The 25,424-nt window shown below is 53.9% G+C and carries 21 protein-coding genes; 8 read left to right on the top strand and 13 right to left on the bottom strand.

The genetic code is table 11. The features are described 5' to 3' along the window. The first annotated feature begins 136 nt into the window (after positions 1–136). Complete coding sequence (locus tag RDY34_RS04150) at positions 137–2,350, top strand: RelA/SpoT family protein (RefSeq protein WP_003752281.1); 2,214 nt, start codon at positions 137–139, stop codon at positions 2,348–2,350. Positions 2,351–2,408: 58 nt separating this feature from the next. Here the strand turns inward: RDY34_RS04150 and RDY34_RS04155 are convergent, their stop codons facing one another. Continuing rightward, positions 2,409–3,041: a DUF805 domain-containing protein gene (locus RDY34_RS04155; RefSeq protein ID WP_003752279.1), complete on the bottom strand. Its 633-nt coding sequence runs from the start codon at positions 3,039–3,041 to the stop codon at positions 2,409–2,411. Positions 3,042–3,055: 14 nt separating this feature from the next. After that, entirely contained in the window at positions 3,056–3,367 is a 312-nt protein-coding gene (locus RDY34_RS04160; RefSeq protein WP_003752278.1) for a hypothetical protein, read from the bottom strand. Positions 3,368–3,503: 136 nt separating this feature from the next. Here RDY34_RS04160 and RDY34_RS04165 point away from each other — a divergent pair, with 136 nt between their 5' ends. After that, positions 3,504–3,842, top strand: a complete 339-nt coding sequence (locus tag RDY34_RS04165; protein ID WP_003752276.1) for a helix-turn-helix domain-containing protein — start codon at positions 3,504–3,506, stop codon at positions 3,840–3,842. Between the two features lie 91 nt (positions 3,843–3,933). Here the strand turns inward: RDY34_RS04165 and pepN are convergent, their stop codons facing one another. The 6 genes from pepN to dusB form a co-directional block, all read right to left on the bottom strand. Next, positions 3,934–6,537, bottom strand: a complete 2,604-nt coding sequence (pepN, locus tag RDY34_RS04170) for an aminopeptidase N (protein ID WP_308074092.1) — start codon at positions 6,535–6,537, stop codon at positions 3,934–3,936. A gap of 131 nt (positions 6,538–6,668) precedes the next feature. Next, positions 6,669–7,463 carry a 3'-5' exonuclease gene (locus RDY34_RS04175; protein WP_308074093.1) on the bottom strand — a complete coding sequence of 265 codons (795 nt, stop codon included), beginning with the start codon at positions 7,461–7,463 and terminating at the stop codon, positions 6,669–6,671. A gap of 729 nt (positions 7,464–8,192) precedes the next feature. Continuing rightward, entirely contained in the window at positions 8,193–9,080 is an 888-nt protein-coding gene (locus RDY34_RS04180) for a lipid A biosynthesis lauroyl acyltransferase (RefSeq protein ID WP_308074094.1), read from the bottom strand. 50 nt (positions 9,081–9,130) lie between these two features. Then, entirely contained in the window at positions 9,131–9,667 is a 537-nt protein-coding gene (gene ruvC / locus RDY34_RS04185) for a crossover junction endodeoxyribonuclease RuvC (RefSeq protein ID WP_308074095.1), read from the bottom strand. Positions 9,668–9,669: 2 nt separating this feature from the next. Continuing rightward, entirely contained in the window at positions 9,670–9,909 is a 240-nt protein-coding gene (locus RDY34_RS04190) for a Fis family transcriptional regulator (RefSeq protein ID WP_002213092.1), read from the bottom strand. A 29-nt stretch (positions 9,910–9,938) separates the two neighbouring features. Further along, complete coding sequence (gene dusB, locus RDY34_RS04195) at positions 9,939–10,949, bottom strand: tRNA dihydrouridine synthase DusB (RefSeq protein ID WP_308074140.1); 1,011 nt, start codon at positions 10,947–10,949, stop codon at positions 9,939–9,941. 367 nt (positions 10,950–11,316) lie between these two features. On the opposite strand from dusB, the gene RDY34_RS04200 reads away from it, so the two are divergent. Both RDY34_RS04200 and RDY34_RS04205 read left to right on the top strand, forming a co-directional pair. Further along, positions 11,317–12,690: a DEAD/DEAH box helicase gene (locus RDY34_RS04200; protein ID WP_308072986.1), complete on the top strand. Its 1,374-nt coding sequence runs from the start codon at positions 11,317–11,319 to the stop codon at positions 12,688–12,690. A 179-nt stretch (positions 12,691–12,869) separates the two neighbouring features. Next, on the top strand, positions 12,870–14,108 hold the full coding sequence (locus RDY34_RS04205; RefSeq protein ID WP_308074096.1) for an NAD(P)/FAD-dependent oxidoreductase: 1,239 nt from the start codon (positions 12,870–12,872) through the stop codon (positions 14,106–14,108). A gap of 76 nt (positions 14,109–14,184) precedes the next feature. On the opposite strand, the gene lysS is transcribed toward RDY34_RS04205, so the two are convergent. Both lysS and RDY34_RS04215 read right to left on the bottom strand, forming a co-directional pair. Continuing rightward, the gene (lysS, locus tag RDY34_RS04210; protein ID WP_308074097.1) at positions 14,185–15,696 is read right to left on the bottom strand and encodes a lysine--tRNA ligase; all 1,512 of its coding nucleotides are present in this window, start codon (positions 15,694–15,696) and stop codon (positions 14,185–14,187) included. A 154-nt stretch (positions 15,697–15,850) separates the two neighbouring features. Further along, a complete protein-coding gene (locus RDY34_RS04215) occupies positions 15,851–17,104 on the bottom strand; it encodes an NRAMP family divalent metal transporter (protein ID WP_308031693.1) in 1,254 nt (417 codons plus the stop codon). A gap of 316 nt (positions 17,105–17,420) precedes the next feature. Between RDY34_RS04215 and RDY34_RS04220 the strand changes: the two genes are divergently transcribed. Further along, on the top strand, positions 17,421–19,217 hold the full coding sequence (locus tag RDY34_RS04220) for an aminopeptidase P family protein (RefSeq protein ID WP_308074098.1): 1,797 nt from the start codon (positions 17,421–17,423) through the stop codon (positions 19,215–19,217). Positions 19,218–19,579: 362 nt separating this feature from the next. Here RDY34_RS04220 and pntB read toward each other — a convergent pair whose 3' ends face one another. The 3 genes from pntB to RDY34_RS04235 all read right to left on the bottom strand — a co-directional run bounded on the left by pntB (position 19,580) and on the right by RDY34_RS04235 (position 22,959). After that, on the bottom strand, positions 19,580–20,965 hold the full coding sequence (gene pntB / locus RDY34_RS04225) for a Re/Si-specific NAD(P)(+) transhydrogenase subunit beta (protein WP_308073037.1): 1,386 nt from the start codon (positions 20,963–20,965) through the stop codon (positions 19,580–19,582). 65 nt (positions 20,966–21,030) lie between these two features. After that, positions 21,031–21,414 carry an MAPEG family protein gene (locus RDY34_RS04230; RefSeq protein WP_118810728.1) on the bottom strand — a complete coding sequence of 128 codons (384 nt, stop codon included), beginning with the start codon at positions 21,412–21,414 and terminating at the stop codon, positions 21,031–21,033. A gap of 3 nt (positions 21,415–21,417) precedes the next feature. Beyond that, the gene (locus tag RDY34_RS04235) at positions 21,418–22,959 is read right to left on the bottom strand and encodes a Re/Si-specific NAD(P)(+) transhydrogenase subunit alpha (protein ID WP_308074099.1); all 1,542 of its coding nucleotides are present in this window, start codon (positions 22,957–22,959) and stop codon (positions 21,418–21,420) included. Between the two features lie 289 nt (positions 22,960–23,248). Between RDY34_RS04235 and serB the strand changes: the two genes are divergently transcribed. The 3 genes from serB to RDY34_RS04250 are packed head-to-tail and all read left to right on the top strand — an operon-like array spanning position 23,249 to position 25,371. Beyond that, a complete protein-coding gene (serB, locus tag RDY34_RS04240; protein ID WP_308074100.1) occupies positions 23,249–24,082 on the top strand; it encodes a phosphoserine phosphatase SerB in 834 nt (277 codons plus the stop codon). 15 nt (positions 24,083–24,097) lie between these two features. Further along, entirely contained in the window at positions 24,098–24,220 is a 123-nt protein-coding gene (locus RDY34_RS04245; RefSeq protein WP_301005503.1) for a hypothetical protein, read from the top strand. Next, positions 24,175–25,371, top strand: coding sequence for a chloride channel protein (locus RDY34_RS04250; protein WP_301005510.1), 1,197 nt, complete (start codon positions 24,175–24,177; stop codon positions 25,369–25,371). The genes RDY34_RS04245 and RDY34_RS04250 overlap by 46 nt, the downstream gene beginning before the upstream one ends. The last annotated feature ends 53 nt before the right edge of the window (positions 25,372–25,424 follow it).

The following is a 25,424-nucleotide window of genomic DNA, read 5'->3' on the forward strand; positions in this document are numbered from 1 at the left end:
ATTCCTCGTCAACCTGTCGGTACCGGCTACCTTAACACCCCGCGCCGCCCGAAACAAGTTTATCTTCCCGCCTATGCACCGTAAATAAATAAGCTGTTACAATAAACTCGTTTTTATCGGAACGGAAGACCCCATCATGACCGCCATCAGCCCGATTCAAGACACGCAAAGCGCGACCCCGCAAGAGTTGCACGAATGGTTCGACAGCTACTGCGCCGCGCTGCCGGACAACGATAAAAAACTTGTCTTAGCCGCCCGTTCGCTGGCGGAAGCACATTACCCCGCCGATGCCGCCACACCGTACGGCGAGCCGCTGCCCGACCACTTCCTCGGCGCGGCGCAGATGGTTAACGAACTCGACCTGCTCCCCGATGCCGTCGCCGCCACCCTGCTTGCTGACATCGGACGCTACGTCCCCGACTGGAATCTATTGGTTTCCGAACGCTGCAACAGCACCGTCGCCGAGCTGGTCAAAGGTGTGGACGAAGTGCAGAAGCTCACCCACTTCGCCCGGGTGGACAGCCTCGCCACGCCGGAAGAACGCACCCGGCAAGCCGAAATTATGCGGAAAATGCTGCTGGCGATGGTTACCGACATCCGCGTCGTGTTGATCAAACTGGCGATGCGTACGCGCACCCTGCAATTTTTAAGCAACGTTCCCGACAGTCCCGAAAAACGCGCCGTCGCCAAAGAAACCCTCGACATCTTCGCCCCGCTCGCCAACCGCTTGGGCGTGTGGCAGCTCAAATGGCAGCTCGAAGACCTCGGCTTCCGCCATCAAGAACCCGAAAAATACCGCGAAATCGCGCTGCTTTTGGACGAAAAACGCACCGAACGCCTCGAATACATCGAAAACTTCCTCAATATCCTGCGTACGGAACTGAAAAAATACAATATCCACTTCGAAGTCGCCGGCCGTCCGAAACACATCTACTCCATTTACAAAAAAATGGTGAAGAAAAAACTCAGCTTCGACGGGTTGTTCGACATCCGCGCCGTGCGGATTCTGGTTGATACCGTCCCCGAGTGTTACACCACACTGGGTATCGTCCACAGCCTCTGGCAGCCCATCCCCGGCGAGTTCGACGACTATATCGCCAACCCCAAAGGCAACGGCTATAAAAGTTTGCACACCGTCATTGTCGGCCCGGAAGACAAAGGCGTGGAAGTACAAATCCGCACCTTCGATATGCACCAATTCAACGAATTCGGTGTCGCCGCCCACTGGCGTTATAAAGAGGGCGGCAAAGGCGATTCAGCCTACGAACAAAAAATCGCCTGGTTGCGCCAACTCCTGGATTGGCGTGAAAACATGGCGGAAAGCGGCAAGGAAGACCTCGCCGCCGCCTTCAAAACCGAGCTTTTCAACGACACGATTTACGTCCTGACCCCGCACGGCAAAGTCCTCTCCCTGCCCACGGGCGCGACCCCCATCGACTTCGCCTACGCCTTACACAGCAGCATCGGCGACCGTTGCCGCGGCGCGAAAGTCGAAGGGCAAATCGTGCCGCTGTCCACCCAGCTTGAAAACGGACAGCGCGTCGAAATCATTACCGCCAAAGAAGGGCACCCTTCTGTCAACTGGCTCTACGAAGGCTGGGTCAAATCCAGCAAGGCAATCGGCAAAATCCGCGCCTACATCCGCCAGCAAAACGCCGACACCGTGCGCGAAGAAGGCCGCGTCCAACTCGACAAACAGCTTGCCAAACTCACGCCCAAACCCAACCTGCAAGAGCTTGCCGAAAACCTCGGCTACAAAAAACTCGACGACCTCTACACCGCCGTCGGACAGGGCGAAATTTCCAATCGCGCCATCCAAAAAGCCTGCGGTACGCTGAACGAACCGCCGCCCGTGCCCGTCAGCGAAACCACCATTGTCAAACAGTCTAAAATCAAAAAAGGCGGCAAAACCGGCGTGCTCATCGACGGCGAAGACGGACTGATGACTACCCTTGCCAAATGCTGCAAACCCGCGCCGCCCGACGATATTGTCGGCTTCGTTACCCGCGAGCGCGGCATTTCCGTCCACCGCAAAACCTGCCCCTCTTTCCGACATCTCGCCGAACACTCGCCCGAAAAAGTGCTGGACGCAAGCTGGGCGGCGTTGCAGGAAGGACAAGTGTTCGCCGTCGATGTCGAAATTCGCGCCCAAGACCGCTCAGGGCTTTTGCGCGACGTATCCGACGCACTCGCCCGCCACAAACTCAACGTTACCGCCGTGCAAACCCAGTCCCGCGACTTGGAAGCCAGCATGAGGTTCACGCTCGAAGTCAAACAAGTCAACGACCTCCCGCGCGTCCTCGCCAGCCTCGGCGACGTCAAAGGTGTATTGAGCGTTACTCGGCTTTAAATACAAAAATGCCGTCTGAAAGCCGGATAACGCTTCAGACGGCATTTTGATGAAAGATTTAGTTCTCAGGCAGTCCACCCCATTGGTTATCTTCGTTTACAGAAGCTTGACAACACAAAACAATCAACCAAATCGGACCAATAAGCGGAACAAGTACAATCAAGAACCACCATCCTGATTTACCGATATCATGGAGTCGGCGTACACCGACTGATAGGTGCGGGATAACTAAAGCAATAACAAAAAGCCAATATAAAAGACCGAAAATACTACCAAGGCTTTCATTGATTTCAAACATTATCCCAGCGACAAATAAAATAGCTACCTCTACAACTGCACTAAACAGTGCAAACCCCCAAAATTCTCTTTTAGAAGCACGACCTGAAAATTGGGCATACCGTTTGGTCAATGTTTCCAAGAACAAAGCAAAGAGAGAAAGCTGTCCATTTTCATTGCGAGTTTGGGAGGCATTTTGCAGAACGGTTGCAACCCCTCCGGTCGAACTTGCGCCCAAAGCTTTATAAACAGCTACCGCCTGCCCATCTTCATCAACATCAAAATCGACTTTCATCCCTCGTGTTGGTACGCCCTGTTCTTTCCATTCTTCGTTTTTAAATGGATAGCGTTTACCATCCTCACTGCTAATCAAACCGCCAGCTTGAATCGAAAAATCTAAAATTTGACCTTTCATCGCTTTGAATTCCTTTAGTTATTTACTTCCACGATGTATTCTTTGTTTTCTTTGTTCTGCCACCTGATGGAATAAGTAATGTCCTTACTGATTCTCGTCGTGGTCAGCGTAGCAGAACACACCCTGATTCCTGCTTCATTATTAGCGGCAGTTTCCTCTACATCATCTAATGAAACAAACTGACCGATAAAGAACGATTTCTGATTAACAATCTTCTTCACCAAACCTTCCGCCTCGCTGGAATCACATGAAGGCAAACCATCCATACAACCCGTCAATAACATTGCCGGGAGAACTCCGGCAAAAATACCATTTCTGATTTTCATTTCCTATCCAAAAATAAGTGAGGTTTAAAAATAAAGTACAGTAAAACTGTATTAAGTATTGCATTAAAATATTTTTTAGTAAATAAATACATTAATACAATTTAAAAAGAGTCTGCCTGTCTCTAAGATTCATTTCATGAACATTAGCCACGCAATCAGATTCTTAAGGAAACAAAAGGGATGGACTCAGCAGCAGCTTGCTGATTTTGCCAATACCTCAAAAAGTAATATTTCCAATCTTGAAAACGGCAACCAAGGATATAGCGAATCTATCCTAAAATATCTGTCAGAAGCCTTGGACTGTCCCGTTTCATCTATTTTTCTATTGGCAGAAAGTTTAGAAAGACAGCAAAACAATACCGCAACAAATATGGAAGATATGCCCATCGAACTTATCTTCATGCAACTCCCCAAGCCTTTGCAGCAGTCGTTCAAATCCCTCATGATTCAGACACTGAAACAGACTTCTCAATAAAAGAATCAATTGCCCAATATTTCAAAATACAAAAATGCCGTCTGAAAAGCGCAAGAGCTTTCAGACGGCATTGTTTTTCTGTTTGACGGCCTCAATCCAAAATCTTGCCGACGATTTCGCCCACGTCTTTCGACAATCCTTCCTGCGCCCGAATGCGCTGCAATTCTTGTTTCACCAAGTTTTTGCGGTGCGGTTCGAGCTTGTTGCAGAGGTTGAACGCCTGCACCAGGCGAGCGGCGACCTGCGGGTTAAAGCGGTCGATTTCGATGACTTTGTCGGCGATGAAACGGTAGCCGCTGCCGTCTTCTGCGTGGAAATGCGGGACGTTGCGGCTGAAGCTGCCGATAAGCGAGCGGGCTTTGTTGGGGTTTTCAAGACTGAATTTCGGATGCTGCAAGGCGGTTTGAACCTGTTGCAGGGCGTCGCTGCGGCGGCTTGAGCCGACGAGGGTGAAATATTTGTCCATCACCAGCGCGTCGTCTGAAAACTTGTCGGCAAACTGCGCCAGCAGGCGGTTGCGCGTATCGCTTTCGTTGCCGTTGACGGCGGACAGGATGCCCCATTCGTGGGTCATGTTTTGCGCCATTTCGCCGTATTTTTCGGCAACGGTTTCGATGTGCGCGGGGTCGGCGCGCAGAACGAAGGTGCGGCAGACATTGCGCAGCGTGCGCCAACCGGCGGCTTCGGGGCTGTATCCGTAGCTTTGGTTTTCCTGCTTCGCCGCCTGACGGTTCAATTCGTGCCATTTCTGCAGGAAGTGGACGGCAAGTGTATCCAACAAGGCTTCGCGCGCCTGATGGTAGCGCAACGGGTCGATGTTTTCCGTGCCGTCCCACAGTTCGGCTTCAGACGGAACGCCCAAAAGCAGGGCTTTGAAGGCGTTGTCCAAGAGGTCGTCTGAAATGACTTTTTCGACGGCGGCAAGCAGTTTTTCGTGTTTCGGCAACCCGATGCCGTCTGAAAGCGCGGCAAGGTTGGTGGCGACGGCGCGGCGGTAGAGCGTTTGGGCGGCTTCCCAGCGCGTGAAGGCGTCGCTGTCGTGGGCGAGCAGGAGCAGCAGGTCGTCGTCGCTGTACGGATAGTTCAGATGTACCGGCGCGCTGAACCCGCGCAGCAGTGAGGGAACGACGGCTTCGGTTACGCCTTCGAGCGGGAAGGTCTGTTCGGCTTCGGTCAGCAGCAATACGGCTTCGGTTGCGCGTTTGCCCTGATAATCGAATGCCACCGCTTCGCCGTTGCGGTTCAGCAGCCCGACTTTGACGGGAATCATCATCGGCTGCTTGTCCGCCATATCAGGCGTGGGCGGCACGGTTTGTTTGATGGTTAACTCGAAAATATTATTTTTCAGACGACCTTCCGCTTCCAAAACGGGCGTGCCCGCCTGGCTGTACCACAAGGCGAACTGGTCGAGATTGATGCCGTTCGCGTCCGCCATCGCCGCGCGGAAATCGTCGCAGGTCACTGCCTGCCCGTCGTGGCGTTGGAAATAGAGCTTCATGCCTTTCTGGAAGCCCTCTTCGCCGAGCAGGGTGTGATACATCCGCACCACTTCCGCGCCTTTTTCATAAACGGTCATGGTGTAGAAATTGTTCATCTCCTCATAGCTGGCGGGGCGCACCGGATGCGCGGTCGGGCCTGCGTCTTCGGGGAACTGGTGCTGGCGCAAAAGGCGGATGTTTTCGATGCGGCGCACGGCGCGGCTGGCGCGGTCGCCGGAAAATTCTTGGTCGCGGAACACGGTCAGCCCTTCTTTCAGCGAAAGCTGGAACCAGTCGCGGCAGGTTACGCGGTTGCCCGTCCAGTTGTGGAAATATTCGTGTCCGACCACGGATTCGATGCCTTCGAAATCGGTATCGGTGGCGGTGCGGCTGTCGGCAAGGACGAACTTGGTATTAAAAATGTTCAGCCCCTTGTTTTCCATCGCGCCCATATTGAAATCGCCCACGGCGACGACCATGAAAATATCCAAGTCGTATTCCAAACCGAAGCGCGTTTCGTCCCACTTCATCGCGTTTTTCAAGGATTCCACGGCAAAGCCGACCTTGGGCTTGTCCGCCTCGGTGGTGTAAAACTCGATTTTGACGTTTCTGCCGCTCATGGTGGTGAAACGGTCTTCCGTGACCGCCAAATCGCCCGCGACCAAAGCAAACAGATAACTCGGTTTGGCAAACGGGTCTTCCCATTTCACCCAATGGCGGCCGTCTGAAAACCCGCCGCCGTCGATTTTGTTGCCGTTGGAAAGCAAAACGGGATAGCGTTTTTTGTCCGCGACGATGGTGGTCGTGAACTTGGACATCACATCAGGACGGTCGATGTAAAACGTGATTTTGCGGAAGCCCTCCGGCTCGCACTGGGTAAACAGATTGCCTCCGGAAGCATACAGCCCCATCAGCGATTTGTTTTCCGCCGGCAGGATTTCGGTTTCCACTTCGACGGTGAAGCGTTCGGACGGCACGTCTGCAATCGTCAGCGTTTCGCCTTCCAACACATAATCCGCCGCCGCCCCGTTGATTTTGACGGACAAGAGTTTCGCCGAACCGTCCAACACCAGCGGCTCTCCTATCCTCTGTGGCTCGACCGTCAAACGGGATTTCACGACGGTTTGCGGTTCGGCAATATCGAAATGCAGGTCGGTTTCGAGAATGCGGTAGGCAGGCGTTTGGTAATCTTTCAGATAACGGACGGTTTTGCTCATTTTTTTCTTTCAATATTGTTTGGTTTGACTGGAAAAGGCTTCAGACGGCATGGGCGCATCCCGCGTATACCGTCTGAAGCCGCAACGGCGGCACGGGCGTACCGCCGAACAACCGGTTTGAATTTCAATCTTTATTCCCACGCGCGGACAAACTCTTCCCAATGCGGCTTTTCCCCGACTTGTGCGGACAGGTAATTCCGCATCCGTTTGATTTCCATTTCGTATTCGTCCGCATCCAGCCTGCCGCTGACCAGGCAGAAACGCAGGTACATCAGATAAGTGTTTGCCGCGTCGGTTTCACAATAATTGCGGATTTCCTTCAGCCTGCCCGTATGGAATGCCTCCCAAACCTTGCTGCCGTCCATACCCAGCTTGCCCGGAAAACCGCACAGTTTCGCCATATCGTCCAGCGGCACGTTTGCCCTCGGCTGATAAAGCGCGAGCAAATCCATCAAATCGCAATGACGTTGGTGGTAGCGGCTGATGTAGTTGTTCCACTTGAAATCGCGGCTGTCGCCGAAATCGCCGTCGCCCATATCCCAATAGCGCGCGGCGTTGATGCCGTATATCAGGGAGCGGTAATGCAGTACGGGCAGGTCGAAACCGCCGCCGTTCCAACTGACCAGTTGCGGCGTATGTTTTTCCACCAACTCGAAAAATTTGGCGATAACCACTTCCTCGCCGTCGTCCGCCTCGCCGATTGTGCCGATATGGATTTTGTCCTGCCCCCAACGCATGCAGCACGAAATCGCCACAACCTGATGAAGATGATGCTGCATAAAATCGCCGCCCGTTTGGGCGCGGCGTTTCTGCTGGGCAAACAGCACCACTTCGTCGTCCGGCAGGGAAGACGGCAAGTCATACAGCGTACGGATACCCTGCACATCGGGTACGGTTTCAATATCGAAAGCCAAAATCGTATTCATGGCAGTACCTTGCATTCAAAAACAGACTTGCGCCTATTGTGTCATTAAAAGGCGGATAAAAAAAGAGGCAACCCCCCACAGGATTGCCCCAATACCTCAAATCAGAGATTTACGCTTCACAAACAATACAGGCTTCCGCCTGCGGCTTTGCCCGCGTAGCTCAACTCTACGCCGACAAACTTTCGTTTCACCATTTCCGATGAAACGCCAACCAGTCATAAAACTGACCGGCACATCCTTTCAGACGGCATTTCTTGGCTACGTCTGTAATTTCATGTAGCGGAATGTACGCCATTTTTTACAGCTTGCCAAGCATTTTTTACAAAACAGATATAGAAGCGTTTATTTTATAAAATAGTGAATTTTTTGATTTTTTAGATTAAAATTCTAATAATTTATTTAAATTGATACTTAATTTTATAATATCTATATATTTGGCAATATATTTCTCAAACTGGCACCGAGCAAAATAACGGTTATTGAAAGGTAATTTGCAACATTTTGTTTTTAAAGGAAATTAATTTTAATATATTAACCATATCAATAGAATATATTCATTGATTTATCATGTATTCTCCAAATTTTCTTTGGAATCTATTTTTAAAATCAAAAAATATTATTTTTTAGATACTTAAAATAACAGCAATTATTAAATACTTCTGTTTATATAATTCAATTTTTCGCATTTAAAAAAACAATCGTAAAACTCAATTTTCCCTTAATAGTCCACTATGTAGTTTCGTGTAATTTGTAAAAATCCTGTACACCTTCCGGACGGGTTTTAAAACGCTTGTGCAGCCAAAAATATTGTTCCGGATGTTCGCGCACCCTGTCTTCGATAAAACGGTTCATGCGCTGCGCGTCGGCCTGCGCATCTTCACTCGGAAAGGATTCCCAAGCAGGGTAGAAATGCAATGTAACCGTATTGTCCGCCTCCCTGACGGGAATGGCGGGAATCACTTTGGCATTTGCAAGCGCGGCAATGCGGCTCAAGCCGGTAATCGTTGCCGTCTGAATCCCGAAAAAATCCACAAAAACCGAATCGTTGCGTCCGAAATCCTGATCGGGCAGATACAGAAACGGCGCGCTGCTTTTGCGGAACTGTTTGACGAGGGCACGTAGCCCTTCAGTGCGCCCGATGAGGAAAACGTTGTGATAGCGGTTTCGGCCTTTCAAAATCTGTTCGTCCAATATCTTGTTTTTTTGATGGGAATACATACTGATCAGCGGGATATCCTGATTAAGCGCGTACACCGCCATCTCGAACGCGGTAAAGTGCGGGTACAGGATGATGACTTTTTCCCCCGCCGCCAGCGCGTCGTCCAAATAATGCTTATTGCGGTAGCGCACCAGCGATTTCAAACGCCCGGCAGGCGCGTACCAATATAAACCGTATTCCAACATCAACTTCGCCATGTGTTTGAAATGCTGTTTCAACACGGTTTTACGCTTTTCCTCACTCCATTCGGGAAAACATTTTGCCAAATTGATTTCGCCGATACGGCGGCGCGGTTTGACCAGAAGGTAGGCAAGCAAACCCGTCAGGTCGGCAATCTTGTGCAGCAGCGCAAACGGCAGAAACTGCAAAACATACAGTACAAAAAATATAAATTTCATCTCGATACACATTTTCTTTTCAGGCGGCAAAATACAAATGCCGTCTGAAACTATTGAAACCTGCCGCGCTTGACCTGCATCCCCGAAGGATTGAGTTTGGCGGCAAGCCCGTGGTTGCGTAAGGCGTGGGTCAGCGCGACGGCAAGACCGTCCGCCGCATCCGCCTGCGGTGTTCCCGAAAGCCCCAGCATCTGCACCACCATATGCTGCACCTGTTCTTTTGCCGCCTTGCCCTTGCCGACCACCGCCTGTTTGACCTGCAAGGCGGTGTATTCCGAAACGGGCAGCCTATGGCTGACCAATGCCGCCAATGCCGCGCCCCGCGCCTGCCCGAGCATCAGCGTCGATGCCGGATTGACGTTGACGAACACCTGTTCCACCGCCGCCTGCTGCGGCTTGTAAACGGCAACGACTTCGCCGATGTGCCGCACAATCACGGCAATCCTGTCTGCCAGAGGCGCATCGGCAGGCGTTTTGATGCAGCCTGAGGCAACGTAAAAATGATCGCGCCCCCTGACATCGATGATGCCGAAACCCGTTACGCGGCTGCCCGGGTCGATGCCTAAGATACGGACGGTTGCAGCCATATTCACAACAAACCGTGTTGAATCAGTTTTTTACGCAAGGTATTACGGTTCAGTCCCAACATGACGGAGGCTTTGGACTGATTACCGCCGCATTGCTCCATCACGCACACCAGCAGCGGTTTTTCCACCTGATGCAGCACCATATCGTACACGCCGCAAGGTTCGGTACCGTTCAGGTCTTTGAAATATTGTTCTAAATTTTGTCTGATGCATTGAGAAATATCGGGAAGGGTATGGGGCATGATTGCACTTTCAAAGAATAATCAAGTGTTCAGAAGGCATTTGGGCGGTAGGCGCACGCCCAACGGTCGGTTTCTTCGGCAAGTCTTTCAAGATAACCTGCAAGCATGTCGTATTGCGCCGCCGCACTGTCCAAGTAGTTGATTTCACGACGTGTCTGTTCGCCGTCGGGCATTTCGTCGATGTACCAACCTATGTGTTTGCGTGCGATGCGCACACCGGCGGTGTCGCCGTAAAACGCGTGCATGGCGCGGATGTGGTTCAAAATAGTGGCGGTGCATTCTGCCAAACTCAAAGCAGGCGGCAAAACACCGTGTTCGGCATAATGTTTCAAATCACGGAAGAACCACGGCCTGCCTTGCGCACCGCGCCCTATCATGATGCCGTCTGCGGCGGTTTGTTTAAGGACGGCTTGGGCTTTTTGCGGCGAAGTAATGTCGCCATTGACCCAGACCGGGATGTTCAGACGGCATTTGGTTTCGGCAATCAGGTCGTAAGCCGCTTCGCCTTTGTACATTTGCGTGCGCGTGCGTCCGTGGACGGCAAGGGCGGCAATGCCGCAATCTTCGGCGATGCGGGCGACGGCAGGCAGGTTTTTGTGGTCGTCGTGCCAGCCCAAACGGGTTTTGAGGGTAACGGGAACGTCCACCGCACGGACGACGGCTTCCAAAATGGCGGCAACCAGCGGCTCGTCCTGCATCAGCGCGCTACCGGCTTGGACATTGCAGACTTTTTTAGCGGGACAGCCCATGTTGATGTCGATAACCTGCGCCCCAAGGCTGACGTTGTAACGCGCGGCATCCGCCATCTGCTGCGGATCACTGCCGACAATCTGCACGGCAACGATGCCGCCTTCATCGGTAAAATCACTGCGGTGCAGGGTCTTTTTGGTATTTCTAAGCGTCGGGTCGCTGGTCAGCATTTCGCACACCGCCCAACCTGCGCCGAAATCGCGGCAAAGGCGGCGGAAGGGTTTGTCGGTAATGCCCGCCATCGGCGCAAGTGCGATGGGGTTGTCGATAAAATAGCCGCCGATGTGCATAATGGGCCCGCGTTTCAAAAAAGTACGCCATTGTACATTTTTTAAGCAGGATTTCCAATCTCCGGACGCGCCCGCGATTGGGGCAGGCACCGTTTTATGGCATAATCCGCACACAGATTCCCTGCCCCGCCACTCACAGGAGGGCAGTTTATAGTGGATTAACAAAAACCAGTACGGCGTTGCCTCGCCTTAGCTCAAAGAGAACGATTCTCTAAGGTGCTGAAGCACCAAGTGAATCGGTTCCGTACTATTTGTACTGTCTGCGGCTTCGTCGCCTTGTCCTGATTTTTGTTAATCCACTATACTTTCCCCATCCTATCAGTTTCCCGTTTCAGACGGCATAAGGTCTGAAAGAAAGACTACAATCATGAGTAATCCATTTTCCTCTTTAGGTTTGGGTACGGAACTAGTTTCCGCACTGACCGCGCAAGGTTACGAAAACCCGACGCCCATCCAAGCCGCCGCCATTCCCAAAGCACTCGCCGGTCATGATTTACTAGCCGCCGCGCAAACCGGCACGGGCAAAACCGCCGCCTTTATGCTGCCCTCGCTCGAACGCCTCAAACGTTACGCCACCGCCAGCACCTCGCCCGCGATGCACCCCGTGCGTATGCTCGTCCTCACCCCAACGCGCGAACTTGCCGACCAAATCGACCAAAACGTGCAGTCCTACATCAAAAACCTGCCGCTTCGCCACACCGTCTTGTTCGGCGGTATGAATATGGACAAACAGACCGCCGATTTGCGCGCCGGCTGCGAAATCGTCGTCGCCACCGTCGGGCGGCTGCTCGACCACGTCAAACAAAAAAACATCAGTTTGAACAAAGTCGAAATCGTCGTTTTGGACGAAGCCGACCGTATGTTAGATATGGGGTTTATCGACGACATCCGCAAAATCATGCAGATGCTGCCCCGCCAACGCCAAACCCTGCTCTTTTCCGCCACCTTCTCCGCCCCGATACGCAAACTGGCGCAAGACTTCATGAACGCGCCCGAAACCGTCGAAGTCGCCGCGCAAAACACCACCAACGCCAACGTCGAACAACACATCATCGCCGTCGATACCTTCCAAAAGCGCAACCTGCTCGAACGGCTGATTGTCGATCTGCATATGAACCAGGTCATCGTGTTCTGCAAAACCAAACAAAGCGTCGACCGCGTAACGCGCGAACTGGTGCGCCGCAACCTGTCCGCACAGGCGATACACGGAGACCGTTCCCAACAAAGCCGGCTCGAAACACTCAACGCCTTCAAAGACGGCAGCCTGCGCGTCCTCGTCGCCACCGACATCGCCGCGCGTGGGCTGGACATTGCCGAACTGCCCTTCGTCATCAATTACGAAATGCCCGCCCAGCCCGAAGACTACGTCCACCGCATCGGGCGCACGGGGCGCGCGGGCGCGGACGGCGTGGCGATTTCCCTGATGGATGAATCCGAACAGAAAATGTTTGAATCCATTAAAGAGCTGACCGGCAACAAGCTGCTCATCGAGCGCATCGAGGGCTTCGAGCCGCAATGGTGGGAACAGGGCGGCGCAAAACCGGAAAAAACCGAAACAGGCGAACCGAAACAACGCAACCGCTACGAATCCGCCAAAGCGCAACGCGAAAAAAACACCCGGCCGGAAAATGCGGCAAACGATGCGGGCGCGGCCTGTGGAAAAATTGCCGGACGCAGCCGCCGAAGCCGCCGGGAACACCGGACGTGCGCCCTGCTCCAACCGCGTTACGGCGTAAAATAACCCTGAAAATCAAATGCCGTCTGAACATTTCCCGTTTCAGACGGCATTTTTCAAACCGGACTGACGCATTAGGCGCAACCGCCCACACCGGATAAATTTCTGCCGCAAACAGTTTCAGACGGCATTTGCCGCCTGTACAATATTATTTCCTTTTCCACTCAAACCATCAGGATTTCCCAATGTCCACCCAATTCGATGTCGCCGTAATCGGCGCAGGTCCGGCAGGCTCGGTCGCATCCGCCCTGCTCCGCAAAAAAGGTTATCAAGTCTGCGTGTTGGAAAAACAGCACTTTCCGCGCTTCGTCATCGGCGAAAGCCTGCTGCCGCACTGTATGGAAATGCTGGAAGAAGCCGGATTTGCCGATGCCGTGCGCGCCGAGCCCGGCTTTCAGTTGAAAAACGGCGCGGCGTTTTCGTGGGGCAGCCGTTATACGGAATTTGATTTCACCGATAAATTTTCAGACGGCCCCGGCACGACTTATCAAGTGCGCCGCGCCGTGTTCGATAAAATCCTGATTGGCGAAGCCGCCAAACAAGGCGTTGAAGTACGTTTCGGGCACGGCGTAACCGCGTTCGACAACAGCGGCGATTTTGCCCGCTTGAACATCGAAACCGACACGGGCAAGCGCTATGAACTGACCGCGAAATTCGTCTTGGACGCAAGCGGCTACGGACGCGTGCTGCCACGCCTGCTGGATTTGGAAACGCCCTCACACCTGCCGCCGCGCCAAGCGCATTTCACGCACATCGACGACAACATCGCCCACCCGAAATTCGACCGCAACAAAATCCTGATTACCACCCACCCGCAACACCGCGACGTGTGGATTTGGCTGATTCCCTTCGGCGACAACCGCTGTTCCGTCGGCGTGGTCGGCACGCCCGACAAACTTGTCGGCGAATCGGAAACGGTGTTGAAAAAATTTGTTTACGAATGCCCGATGCTGAACGAAATTTTGGACAAAGCCGTCTGGGAAAACGATTTTCCGTTCCGCTCCATCCAAGGCTATTCCGCCAACGTCAAATCGCTGCACGGCAGGCATTTCGCGCTATTGGGCAATGCCGCCGAGTTCCTCGATCCCGTGTTCTCGTCGGGCGTAACCATCGCGCTGCACTCCGCCAAACTGGCTGCCGATTTATTGGCGAAGCAGCTTGAAGGCGGCACGGCGGATTGGGATACTGAGTTTGCCGAACCCTTGATGATCGGCGTGGACACATTCCGCACCTATGTGGACGGCTGGTATGATTTCCGCTTCCAAAACGTCGTGTACGCGCCCGACCGCAGCCCGGAAATCAGCCGTATGCTTTCTTCGATTTTGGCAGGCTACGCGTGGGATACCGAAAACCCATTCGTGGCGAAATCCGAACAACGCCTGACTGCCTTGTCCGAATGGATCGGTCAGTTGGAAACCGAATAAATCCGTACCGCCATACAAAATGCCGTCTGAATCCAATCGGGTTCAGACGGCATTTCTATTTCAACTGTTTTTATGATTACTCAGGACGCATCTGCGGGAACAGAATCACGTCGCGGATGGTTTGCGAATCGGTCAGCAGCATTACCAGGCGGTCGATGCCGATGCCGCAACCGCCTGTCGGCGGCAGACCGAATTCCATCGCGCGGATGTAGTCGGCATCGTAGTGCATCGCTTCGTCGTCGCCCGCGTCTTTTTGCGCCACTTGCGCTTTGAAGCGTTCGGCTTGGTCTTCGGGGTCGTTCAACTCGGAATAGCCGTTTGCCAGTTCGCGCCCGACAACGAAAAGCTCGAAGCGTTCAGTCAAGCCCGGTTTGCTGTCGGATGCGCGCGCCAACGGGGAAACTTCGACCGGGTAATCGACAATAAAGGTCGGGTTCCACAGCTTGCCCTCGGCGCAACCTTCAAACAGGGCGAGTTGCAGGCTGCCGATGCCCGGGGACGGCGGCAGGCTTTCGCCGTGTTTGACGATTTCTTTTTTCAGCCATTCCGCATCGTTCAACTGCTCGTCGGTGTAGTGCGGATTGTATTTTTTGATGGCTTCGAGAATGGTTAGGCGTTCAAACGGGCTTTCCAAATCGACTTCTTTGCCGTTGTAAGTGATGTTCGCCGTACCGTTTACCGTGCGCGATGCGTTGCGGATGATGTCTTCCGCCATCTGCATCATACGTTCGTAATCGGAGAAGGCTTCGTAAAATTCAATCATCGTAAATTCGGGGTTGTGGCGCACGGACATACCTTCGTTGCGGAAGCTGCGGTTGATCTCGAACACGCGTTCCAAACCGCCGACAACCAAGCGTTTCAGATACAGCTCGGGCGCGATACGCAGGTAGAGCGGGATGTCCAAAGCATTGTGATGGGTCACGAACGGTTTCGCCGTCGCGCCGCCGGGAATCGGGTGCATCATCGGGGTTTCGACTTCGAGATAATGCTCGCCCACCATAAAATTACGCACGGATTGGATGATTTGGCTGCGTTTGATGAAGGTATTGCGCGATTCTTCATTGGCAATCAAATCGACGTAGCGTTGGCGGTATTTGGTTTCCTGATCGCTCAAGCCTTTGTGTTTGTCGGGCAGCGGGCGCAGGGATTTGGACAGCAGGCGGATGTCGGACACGCGCACGGTCAATTCGCCGTGGTTGGTTTTAAACAAAGTACCTTCCGCACCGACGATGTCGCCCAAGTCCCAATGGTTGAAATCGTCCAAAACTTCCTGACTCACGCCTTTGTTGTTCAGATAAAGCTGGATTTGGCCGGTCACGTCTTGAATGGTGGCGAAGCTGGCCTTGCCCATTTGACGTTTGAGCATCATGCGGCCGGCAATTTTGACGGGAATGCCTTGCGGGTCGAGTTCTTCTTTGCTGATTTCACCGTATTGGGTATGTAGGTCGGCGGCAAAGCTGTCGCGTTTGAAATCGTTAGGGTAGGCGTTGCGCTGTTGGCGGATGTTGTGCAGTTTTTCGCGGCGCAGGGCGATGATTTGGTTTTCGTCCAACTGCGGCTCGATTTGCGGATGGTTTTGTTCGCTCATGGTATTTTCCGAAAAAATAAATCAGGCGCAATCTGTTTCAGACGACCTGATTGAATCACAAAATTTGCGCATATTTTACGCGATGTCGGTGTTTTTTTCTAGGAAAGGGCAATGCCGTCTGAAAATATTACAGACGGCATTCAGATTTTGAAACCTATGCCAAAAGTCCGCTAAGGTTCAACAGGAACAAAACGGCAAATCCGGTCAGGTAGAGCAAGCCGACAATGGCAAGAAAATTCATACCGGCGGTAAGCTTGTGCCGTTTGTCTCCTTTGACCAGGCGGTAGTTGAGCCAGGCAAACACAGGGGCGGACACAAAGGCGGCAATCATCGCAAATTTGAGCAGATTCGCCATTACGCCGTCAAACCAGAAAATCACCGCCAAACCGCTGCCTGCAACCCAAATATTCCAGGCAAAGAGTTCGGCGTTGCCCGTTTTGTCTTTTCCGCGCAGCAGGCGCACGGGTTCGGCAATGGCGCGGGCGTAGCCGTCCACAACGGTAATCGTCGTGCCGTACATGCAGGCAAAAGCGATAAACGCCACCAGCGGACGCGACCAGTCGCCGATGGTTACCGCATACATATTGATCAGTTGTCCGATATATTTGCCGCCCGCCATCTGCACTTCTTCACCGTTACCGTATTGCACGTACGCACCCAGGGCAAGGAAGACGACGGCAAGCACGGCACTGGTGATGTAACCGACGTTGAAATCAAAAATCCCGTCATGATAAGAGGAAGGTTGGAGACGCTGTTTCTCCGTAACCCACAAAGAATTGATGGCGGAAATTTCAATCGGCGCAGGCATCCAGCCCATCAGCGCGATCAGGAAGCCCAAACCGGCAAGCGTCCACGGTGTCGGCTCGATAAAATCGGGTTTCATCTGCATACCGCGCGACATGGCGATACCGGCGGCGGCAACCGTGGCAACCGTCAGGCTGACGATGATGATTTTGGAAACATTGTCCAAAGCCTTGTAGCGTCCGCTCGCCAGGATAATCAGGCAGGAAGCCATAATCAGCGCGGAGATTGCGCCGATACCCAGTGTCAGCGAGGGAATCGCCATTTTGACGATGGCGGCGGTTACAATGGCAACCGCACCCGCATTAATCGTCGCGGCAGCAATACACAAAATCAAAAAGACCCACAGGTAGATGCGGCTTTTCTCCGCATAACCTTCAATCAGGCTTTTACCCGTATCCAGCGTGTAATGCGCGCTGAAGCGGAAAAACGGGTATTTGAAGAGGTTGGTCAGGACGATAATCAACGCGAGCTGCCAGCCGTAAAGCGCACCTGCCTGTGTGGAGGCAATCAGGTGCGAACCGCCGACTGCCGCCGATGCCATCATAATACCCGGCCCCAATGCATTGATTTTACTTTTCCAAGTCGAAATATGTTGTTCGGACATGATTTTTCCGTATTGCTGATATAAAAATGCGTATTTTAACGTAATCTAAATACACGCCAAACCGGCTTATTGAAACTTTACACCCTAATATTCCTGATTTTTCCCAATTATTTTCAGAAAAACATGCAATATGGCATTTTATGCCTGAAAGTTTACAACAAATAGCCTTGCATCGCTTTTTACCGTACAAAATATACTTTCAAACCCCTGAACGCGTTTTGCAGTCGGCAAACGATTTGATAAGATGGTTACATTTCCCCAGCCGGTACGCCGCCATGCCGTCTGAAACCTTACACTTTCTCTGGAGAATCCGTTCATGAATACCGTATCGAATTACCTGTCCGCATTGCGCGAAGCCATGAAGGCGCAAGGCTTGGACGCACTCGTCATCCCTTCCGCCGACCCCCACCTGTCCGAATACCTGCCCGAGCATTGGCAGGCGCGGCGCGAATTGTCGGGCTTTACCGGCTCGGTCGGCACATTCGTCGTTACCGCCGACGAAGCGGGCGTATGGGTGGACAGCCGCTATTGGGAACAAGCCGCCAAACAACTTGCGGGCAGCGGCATTGAGCTGCAAAAAAGCGGTCAAGTGCCGCCGTACAACGAATGGCTCGCGGCAAATCTGCCCGAAAACGCCGCCGTCGGCATCCCTTCCGATATGGTGTCGCTCACCGGCAAACGCACTTTGGCGCAATCCCTGACCGCCAAAAACATCCGCATCGAACACCCCGACGATCTGCTTGACCAAGTGTGGACAAGCCGTCCTGCTATCCCCGCCGAAACCGTGTTCATCCACGACCCCGACTATGTTTCTGAAAACGCCGCCGAGAAACTCGCCCGCGTGCGCGCCGTGATGGCGGAAAAAGGCGCGGATTACCACTTGGTTTCCTCGCTTGACGACATCGCTTGGCTGACCAACCTGCGCGGCAGCGACGTGCCTTTCAACCCTGTTTTCGTGTCCTTCCTGCTGATTGGCAAAGACAACGCCGTCCTGTTTACCGAACAATGCCGTCTGAACGCCGAAGCCGCCGCCGCGCTGCAAACCGCCGGCATCACGGTCGAGCCTTACGCCCAAGTTGCCGGCAAACTCGCGCAAATCGGCGGCGCGCTGCTCATCGAGCCGAACAAAACCGCCGTCAGCACCCTCGTGCGCCTGCCCGAAAGCGTGCGCCTGATTGAAGGCACCAACCCGTCCACCTTTTTCAAATCCGTCAAATCCGAAGCCGACATTGCCCGCATCCGCGAAGCGATGGAACACGACGGCGCGGCGTTGTGCGGTTTCTTCGCCGAGTTTGAAGACATCATCGACAAGGGCGGCAGCCTAACCGAAATCGACGTGGACACCATGCTTTACCGCCACCGCAGCGCGCGCCCGGGCTTCATTTCATTGAGTTTCGACACCATCGCGGGCTTCAACGCCAACGGTGCCCTGCCGCATTACAGCGCGACACCCGAAAGCCACAGCACCATCAGCGGCAACGGGCTGCTGCTCATCGACTCCGGCGCGCAATACAAAGGCGGCACGACCGACATCACCCGCGTCGTCCCCGTCGGCACGCCCACAGCAGAACAAAAACGCGACAACACGCTCGTTCTCAAAGCCCATATCGCGCTTGCCGAAGCCGTGTTCCCCGAAAACATCCCCTCACCGCTGATAGACGCGATTTGTCGCAAACCCCTGTGGCAGGCGCAATGCGACTACGGCCACGGCACAGGCCACGGCGTAGGCTATTTCCTCAACGTCCACGAAGGCCCGCAACGCATCGCCTTCGCCGCCCCTGCCACGCCCGAAACCGCCATGAAAAAAGGCATGGTTACCTCCATCGAACCCGGACTCTACCGCCCGGGAAAATGGGGCATCCGCATTGAAAACCTCGCCGCCAACCAAGCCGTCGCCAAACCGCAGGAAACCGAGTTCGGCAGCTTCCTCTACTTCGAAACCCTGACCCTCTGCCCCATCGACACCCGCCTAATGGACACCGCCCTGATGACCGACGGCGAAATCGAGTGGGTCAACCGCTACCACGCCGAAGTCCGCCGCCGCCTCGAGCCGCTGACCGAAGGTGCGGCAAAAGCGTGGCTGATTAAACGCACCGAACCGCTGGCGCGTTAAACAGCCCGATACAAAAAATGCCGTCTGAATCGGACTGACCTAAAAACTTGAGCAGTTCGATCAAACGGCTTTCAAGGGCTGTTTCCTGTCCGGGACAGAATCAGCCCTTTCAATTTCAAGCTGTTCCGCTCGTGGTTGTCATAGCGGATATATTCGTGCAATGCCGCCCATCCGGCAAAAGTACTGCTTCCTCTACACCCAACCTTGTTGAAAAAGTGTGGGCGAATGTCAAAAAGCATCGGCGGATTTGGATTTGTTTGAATGCTTGCCGTAAAAAACTGCACCCTGCAAGTCGGAAATAGTGTCCGACTTGCAGGGTGCAGTTCAAACATCGGGTTTCAGACGGCATTGCGCCATGCGGATTATTTTTTCAGTTCGGACAAAATGTCATCCACGGTTTTCTTCGCATCTCCGAAACACATCACGCTGTTTTCGTTGAAGAACAGTGGGTTTTGTACACCTGCGTAGCCGGTATTCATCGAGCGTTTGAAGACGACGACTTCTTTTGCCTTCCACACTTCCAACACGGGCATACCCGCAATCGGGCTGTTCGGGTCGGTTTGGGCGGCAGGATTGACGGTATCGTTCGCACCAATCACCAAGACCACATCGGTTTCGGGGAAGTCGTCGTTGATTTCGTCCATTTCCAAAACGATGTCGTAGGGGACTTTGGCTTCGGCGAGCAGTACGTTCATATGACCGGGCAGGCGGCCGGCGACGGGGTGGATGCCGAAGCGTACTTCGGTGCCGTTTTTACGTAAAAGCTCGGTGATTTCGGCAACGGGGTATTGCGCTTGTGCGACTGCCATGCCGTAGCCCGGGGTGATAATGACACTGTTTGCGCCTTTCAGCATTTCGGCAACATCGGCAGCTTTGACTTCTCGGTATTCCCCTATCTCTTGGCTGCCGGAAGATGATGTGCCGCTGTCGCTGCCGAAACCGCCGGCAATCACGGAAACAAACGACCGGTTCATGGCTTTGCACATAATGTAGGACAGAATTGCGCCGCTTGAGCCGACCAACGCGCCGGTAACGATGAGCAGGTCGTTGGAGAGCATAAAGCCTGCCGCTGCGGCCGCCCAGCCGGAGTAGGAGTTGAGCATGGACACGACCACGGGCATATCTGCGCCGCCGATGGAGGCAACCAAGTGCCAGCCGAATGCGAGGGCAATCAGGGTCATAATCAGCAGGATGAAGCCGCTGCCGTTAATGCCGACGAATACGAGCAGCAACACAAACGATACGGCAAGTGCCAGTGCGTTGAGCTTGTGTTTGGCGGGCAGTTGCAGCGGGCTGCTGCTGATTTTGCCGTTGAGCTTGCCGAATGCGACCAGCGAGCCGGTAAAGGTTACCGCGCCGATGAAAATGCCCAAATAGACTTCGATCAGATGGATGGTGTGCATATCGTGTGCGACGTTGCCCGGCGCGATATAGCTGTTGAAGCCGACCAAAACCGCCGCCAAGCCCACGAAGCTGTGCAAGAGCGCAATCAGTTCGGGCATTTCGGTCATTTCTACTTTTTTGGCTTTGTAGATGCCGATTGCCGCGCCGATGAGCATAGCGATGATAATCCAGCCCAGTCCATGGGTATTGTCGGAAAAGACCGTTACGAAGAGGGCGACCGCCATACCGGCGATACCGGAATAGCAGCCCTGCTTGGCGGTTTCCTGCTTGGACAGCCCCGCCAGCGAGAAGATAAATAAAATTGCGGCAACGATATACGCCGCTGTTACGAGTCCTGAAGACATAGAAATTCTCCGATTTTCGATGATTTGTTTTTGATGCCGTCTGAACTGTTCAGACGGCATCTGTTTTAAGCAGCCGCGACAAACAGCCCGACGGTGCAGGCAAATCCGCCCGCCCACATCAGCGAGCGCAATGCTGCTTTGTCGGCGATATAGCACCAGATAAAGGCGAGGCGGAACAGGATGAACAGACCGGCAAGCGTGTTGATGGTCGATTGCTCCGCATTGCCGGTTGCGTGTGCCGTCAAAACGGCGGCGGCAAACGGTGCAAATGCTTCAAAACCGTTTTGCTGCGCGGCGTGGGCACGGGCGGCTGCGCCTTGCGTGTGTGCCAGAAAATCGCGCGGATTGTGGTTGTCTTTAAACCGGAATCCGCCCGCTTTTTTGGCATACGCCGCACAAAAAAGCGGCAATAAGCAGGCAATCAAGATGCACCAATAGGCAAAAGTCATGTTTTATCCTTTCCTAAACATATTCAACATCCGGCGCGTGACGAAGAAGCCGCCGAAGATATTGATGCCGGCAATCAGGATGGCGATGAAGGCAAGCAGGGTAACGAAGCCGTTGCCTTGGCTGATTTGCAGCAGCGCGCCGACGACGATGATGCCGGAAATGGCGTTGGTTACCGACATCAGCGGGGTATGCAGCGAGTGGCTGACGTTCCAGACGACGTAATAGCCGATGACGCAGGCGAGGACGAACACGATAAAGTGGTTCAGGAATGCTGCGGGTGCGACCGCGCCGACCCACAGCACCAATATGGCGGCAATGACGGCAGGCGCGAGCTTTTTCCACAGGGGAACGGGTTTCGGCTCGGGCTTGGCGGCAGGCGCGGCTTTTTCAGACGGCGTTTGCTGCGGCTGGGCGGAAACTTGAATCGGCGGAGGCGGGAAGGTGATTTCGCCGTCGCGGGTAACGGTCATATTGCGGATAATCACGTCTTCAAAATCCAGCGTGATTTCGCCGTCTTTGTTCGGGCTTAACAGCTTGGTCAGGTTCACCAAGTTGGTGGCGTAAAGCTGGGACGACTGTCCGGCAAGGCGGTTTGCCATATCGGTGTAGCCGATGATTTTCACGCCGTTGCCGGTTACGGACAATTCGCCTGGGCGGGTGAGTTCGCAGTTGCCGCCCGTCGCCGCCGCCAAATCGACGATGACGGAGCCGGATTTCATGCTTTCCACCATTTCTTTGGTAATCAGCTTGGGCGCGGGTTTGCCCGGAATGGCGGCGGTGGTGATGATGATGTCCACTTCTTTCGCCTGCTCGGCAAAGAGTTTCATCTCGGCGGCGATAAATTCGTCGCTCATCACTTTGGCGTAGCCGTCGCCGCTGCCGCCCGATTCTTGCGGGAAGTCGAGTTTCAGGAACTTACCGCCCATAGATTCGATTTGTTCCGCCACTTCCAAGCGGGTATCGAACGCGCGCACCACTGCGCCGAGCGAGTTTGCCGTACCGATCGCCGCCAAACCTGCCACACCTGCACCAATCACCAAAACCTGCGCGGGCGGCACTTTGCCTGCGGCAGTAATTTGACCGGTGAAGAAACGCCCGAAGGCGTTGGCGGCTTCAATCACGGCGCGGTAGCCGCTGATGTTTGCCATCGAAGACAAAGCGTCCAAAGCCTGCGCGCGCGAAATGCGGGGCACCATGTCCATCGCCAGCGCGTTCACTTTCTTGGCGCGCAAGGCTTCGACCAAAGCCTCGTTTTGGCGCGGCCACAGGAAGCTGACGATGGTCTGTCCTTCTTTGAGCAGTGGTAGCTCGTCTTCGGACGGAGCGTTGACCTTATAAATTAAAGGGCAGGCCCAAACCGTTGCTTTGTCGGCAACGGTCGCGCCTGCTGTTTGGTAAGCGGCATCGTCCAAACTTGCCGCCCAACCTGCACCGCTTTCGACAACGGTTTCAAAGCCCAGTTTGCCCAGCAGGGCGACGGTGGCGGGCGTGCAGGCGACGCGGGTTTCGCCGGATAATGACTCGCGTGGGATACCGATTTTCATCTCTGAATCCTTTTTCGGGTTGTTTATATGTATCGTGGGTTAAATTTAAATCGTGGCAGGGCGGAGCAACGCCGTACCGGTTTAAAACCGATTCACTTCAAATGTTAATATATTTTAGATAATCCCCTTATAACGAATTTTCATCAGGCTGGCAATAGTTGCGGCATTTTCCCGTGTTATCCGACACATACTGCCGTTTGCGTTTGAAGTCATTTTCCGATTGCAGTCCCGCCCGCCGTAACATTCTTTGCCGTTTCACTATATAATCCGCATTTTTTGAGCCGCCGTTATGCCGCACGCCCTCGTCCTCCAATTTCTCTCCGCCGAAGCCCTGCCTTCCGACTTCCCCTCCCGCCTGCCCGAACCTGATTACGCCGATGAAAAGCGTATGCGTTTTCTTGTTGAAGAAGGGTTTTCTTTAAGCGAAAAAGACGCGGCGTTGCTTGGCAGCCGTCAAATCGACCACGCCGTGTTGCCGGATATGGATTTCGGCGAACTCGGTTTGATTGTCAGCGATATGGATTCGACGCTGATTACCATCGAATGCGTCGATGAAATTGCGGCAGGCGTGGGTTTAAAAGACAAGGTAGCGGAAATTACCGGGCGTTCGATGCGCGGCGAACTCGATTTCGAACAGTCTTTACGCAGCCGCGTTGCGCTGTTGGCGGGATTGGACGAACAGATTTTGGCGGACGTTTATGAAAACGTTTTGAAGCTCTCGCCCGGTGCGGAATTTTTGTTGGACGAATGCAAAAGGCATGATGTGAAATTCTTGCTGGTGTCGGGCGGCTTCACGTTTTTTACCGAACGTCTGCAACAACGCCTCGGCTTCGAATACCAGCACGCCAATGTTTTGGAAATTGAAAACGGCAGGCTGACCGGACGTTTGAAAGGCAGAATCATCGACGCGCAGGCAAAGGCAGATTTGTTGCTCGAATACCGCAGCCGCCTCGGATTGCAGCCGCATCAAGTGTTGGCGGTGGGCGACGGTGCGAACGATATTCCGATGCTCAAAGAAGCGGGCATAGGCGTGGCTTACCGCGCCAAACCGAAAGCGCAGGCAGCCGCCGATGCCTGTATCAACTTCGGCGGTTTGGAGCGTGTACGCGGCCTGTTCGGATAGGCGGATAGGAAACGGATGCCGTCTGAAAAACGTGTTCAGACGGCATTTGAACGGCAGGAACGACAGTGGGACGCAGAAAACTTTGGTTTGCTCTGGCAGCAGCAGGCGTTATCGGCGGTTTGGTCGGCATTGTGCTGACGGAACTGATGCACTTCATACAACACACAGCATACGGTTATGGCGCGGACGGCGTGTACACTTCGTTCCGCGAAGGCGTGGCACAGGCTTCCGGTATGCGGCGCGTTGCCGTGCTGACGCTATGCGGCGCGATCGCAGGCGGCGGCTGGTGGCTGCTCAAACGTTTCGGCAAGCCGCAAATCGAAATCAAAGCCGCCTTGAAGCAGCCATTGCAGGGGCTGCCGTTTCTGACGACGGTTTTCCATGTTCTGCTGCAAATCATAACGGTCGGACTCGGTTCACCGCTCGGACGGGAAGTAGCGCCGCGCGAAATGACTGCCGCGTTTGCTTCGGCAGGCGGCAGGCGGTTGGGTTTGGACGAAGGCGAAATGCGCCTCTTGATTGCCTGTGCGTCCGGCGCGGGTTTGGCAGCCGTGTATAATGTGCCGCTCGCCTCCACACTTTTCATCCTCGAAGCCATGCTGGGCGTGTGGACGCAGCAGGCGGTTGCCGCCGCGTTGCTGACTTCCGTCATTGCCACCGCCGTGGCGCGTATCGGCTTAGGCGACGTACAGCAGTATCATCCCGCCAACCTTGCCGTAAATACTTCATTGCTTTGGTTTTCCGCCGTCATCGGCCCGATATTGGGCGCAGCCGCCGTCTTTTTCCAGCGTACCGCCCAAAAATTCCCCTTCATCAAGCGCGACAACATCAAAATCATTCCCTTGGCAGTCTGCATGTTTGCGCTCATCGGCGCGATTGCTGTTTGGTTTCCCGAAGTTTTGGGCAACGGCAAAGCAGGCAACCAACTGACTTTTGGCGGTTTGACCGACTGGCAACACAGCCTTGAGTTGACCGCCGTCAAATGGCTGGTCGTCTTGATGGCGTTGGCGGCAGGCGCATACGGCGGCCTGATTACACCGTCCATGATGCTCGGCAGCACCATCGCCTTTGCCGCCGCAGCCGCGTGGAACAGCGTTTTCCCAGAAATGCCGTCTGAAAGCGCGGCAATCGTCGGAGCGGCGGTGTTTCTCGGCGTATCGCTCAAAATGCCGCTGACCGCCATTGTGTTCGTATTGGAACTGACCTACGCGCCGCTGTCCCTGCTGCTGCCTTTGTGCATCGGCATGGTGGGGGCATTGGGAACATCGGGAAAAATGGGGTTCAAATGAATGCCGACAAATGCCATCTGAAAGGTTTTCAGACGGCATTTCTTTGTAAATTG

Origin of the sequence: Neisseria polysaccharea (assembly GCF_963392925.1) — a bacterium.
GTDB lineage: Bacteria > Pseudomonadota > Gammaproteobacteria > Burkholderiales > Neisseriaceae > Neisseria > Neisseria polysaccharea.

Coding starts and splice junctions, on each gene's coding strand:
- RDY34_RS04155 (WP_003752279.1), bottom strand. CDS start 3,041: ATGAAAGGTCAAATTTTAGATTTTTCGATTCAAGCTGGCGGTTTGATT.
- dusB (WP_308074140.1), bottom strand. CDS start 10,949: ATGCACATCGGCGGCTATTTTATCGACAACCCCATCGCACTTGCGCCG.
- pepN (WP_308074092.1), bottom strand. CDS start 6,537: ATGAGCAAAACCGTCCGTTATCTGAAAGATTACCAAACGCCTGCCTAC.
- RDY34_RS04215 (WP_308031693.1), bottom strand. CDS start 17,104: ATGTCCGAACAACATATTTCGACTTGGAAAAGTAAAATCAATGCATTG.
- RDY34_RS04175 (WP_308074093.1), bottom strand. CDS start 7,463: ATGAATACGATTTTGGCTTTCGATATTGAAACCGTACCCGATGTGCAG.
- RDY34_RS04245 (WP_301005503.1), top strand. CDS start 24,098: ATGCCGTCTGAAAAACGTGTTCAGACGGCATTTGAACGGCAGGAACGA.
- serB (WP_308074100.1), top strand. CDS start 23,249: ATGCCGCACGCCCTCGTCCTCCAATTTCTCTCCGCCGAAGCCCTGCCT.
- RDY34_RS04150 (WP_003752281.1), top strand. CDS start 137: ATGACCGCCATCAGCCCGATTCAAGACACGCAAAGCGCGACCCCGCAA.
- RDY34_RS04205 (WP_308074096.1), top strand. CDS start 12,870: ATGTCCACCCAATTCGATGTCGCCGTAATCGGCGCAGGTCCGGCAGGC.
- RDY34_RS04230 (WP_118810728.1), bottom strand. CDS start 21,414: ATGACTTTTGCCTATTGGTGCATCTTGATTGCCTGCTTATTGCCGCTT.
- RDY34_RS04190 (WP_002213092.1), bottom strand. CDS start 9,909: ATGCCCCATACCCTTCCCGATATTTCTCAATGCATCAGACAAAATTTA.
- RDY34_RS04200 (WP_308072986.1), top strand. CDS start 11,317: ATGAGTAATCCATTTTCCTCTTTAGGTTTGGGTACGGAACTAGTTTCC.
- RDY34_RS04165 (WP_003752276.1), top strand. CDS start 3,504: ATGAACATTAGCCACGCAATCAGATTCTTAAGGAAACAAAAGGGATGG.
- RDY34_RS04235 (WP_308074099.1), bottom strand. CDS start 22,959: ATGAAAATCGGTATCCCACGCGAGTCATTATCCGGCGAAACCCGCGTC.
- RDY34_RS04180 (WP_308074094.1), bottom strand. CDS start 9,080: ATGAAATTTATATTTTTTGTACTGTATGTTTTGCAGTTTCTGCCGTTT.
- RDY34_RS04220 (WP_308074098.1), top strand. CDS start 17,421: ATGAATACCGTATCGAATTACCTGTCCGCATTGCGCGAAGCCATGAAG.
- pntB (WP_308073037.1), bottom strand. CDS start 20,965: ATGTCTTCAGGACTCGTAACAGCGGCGTATATCGTTGCCGCAATTTTA.
- RDY34_RS04160 (WP_003752278.1), bottom strand. CDS start 3,367: ATGAAAATCAGAAATGGTATTTTTGCCGGAGTTCTCCCGGCAATGTTA.
- ruvC (WP_308074095.1), bottom strand. CDS start 9,667: ATGGCTGCAACCGTCCGTATCTTAGGCATCGACCCGGGCAGCCGCGTA.
- lysS (WP_308074097.1), bottom strand. CDS start 15,696: ATGAGCGAACAAAACCATCCGCAAATCGAGCCGCAGTTGGACGAAAAC.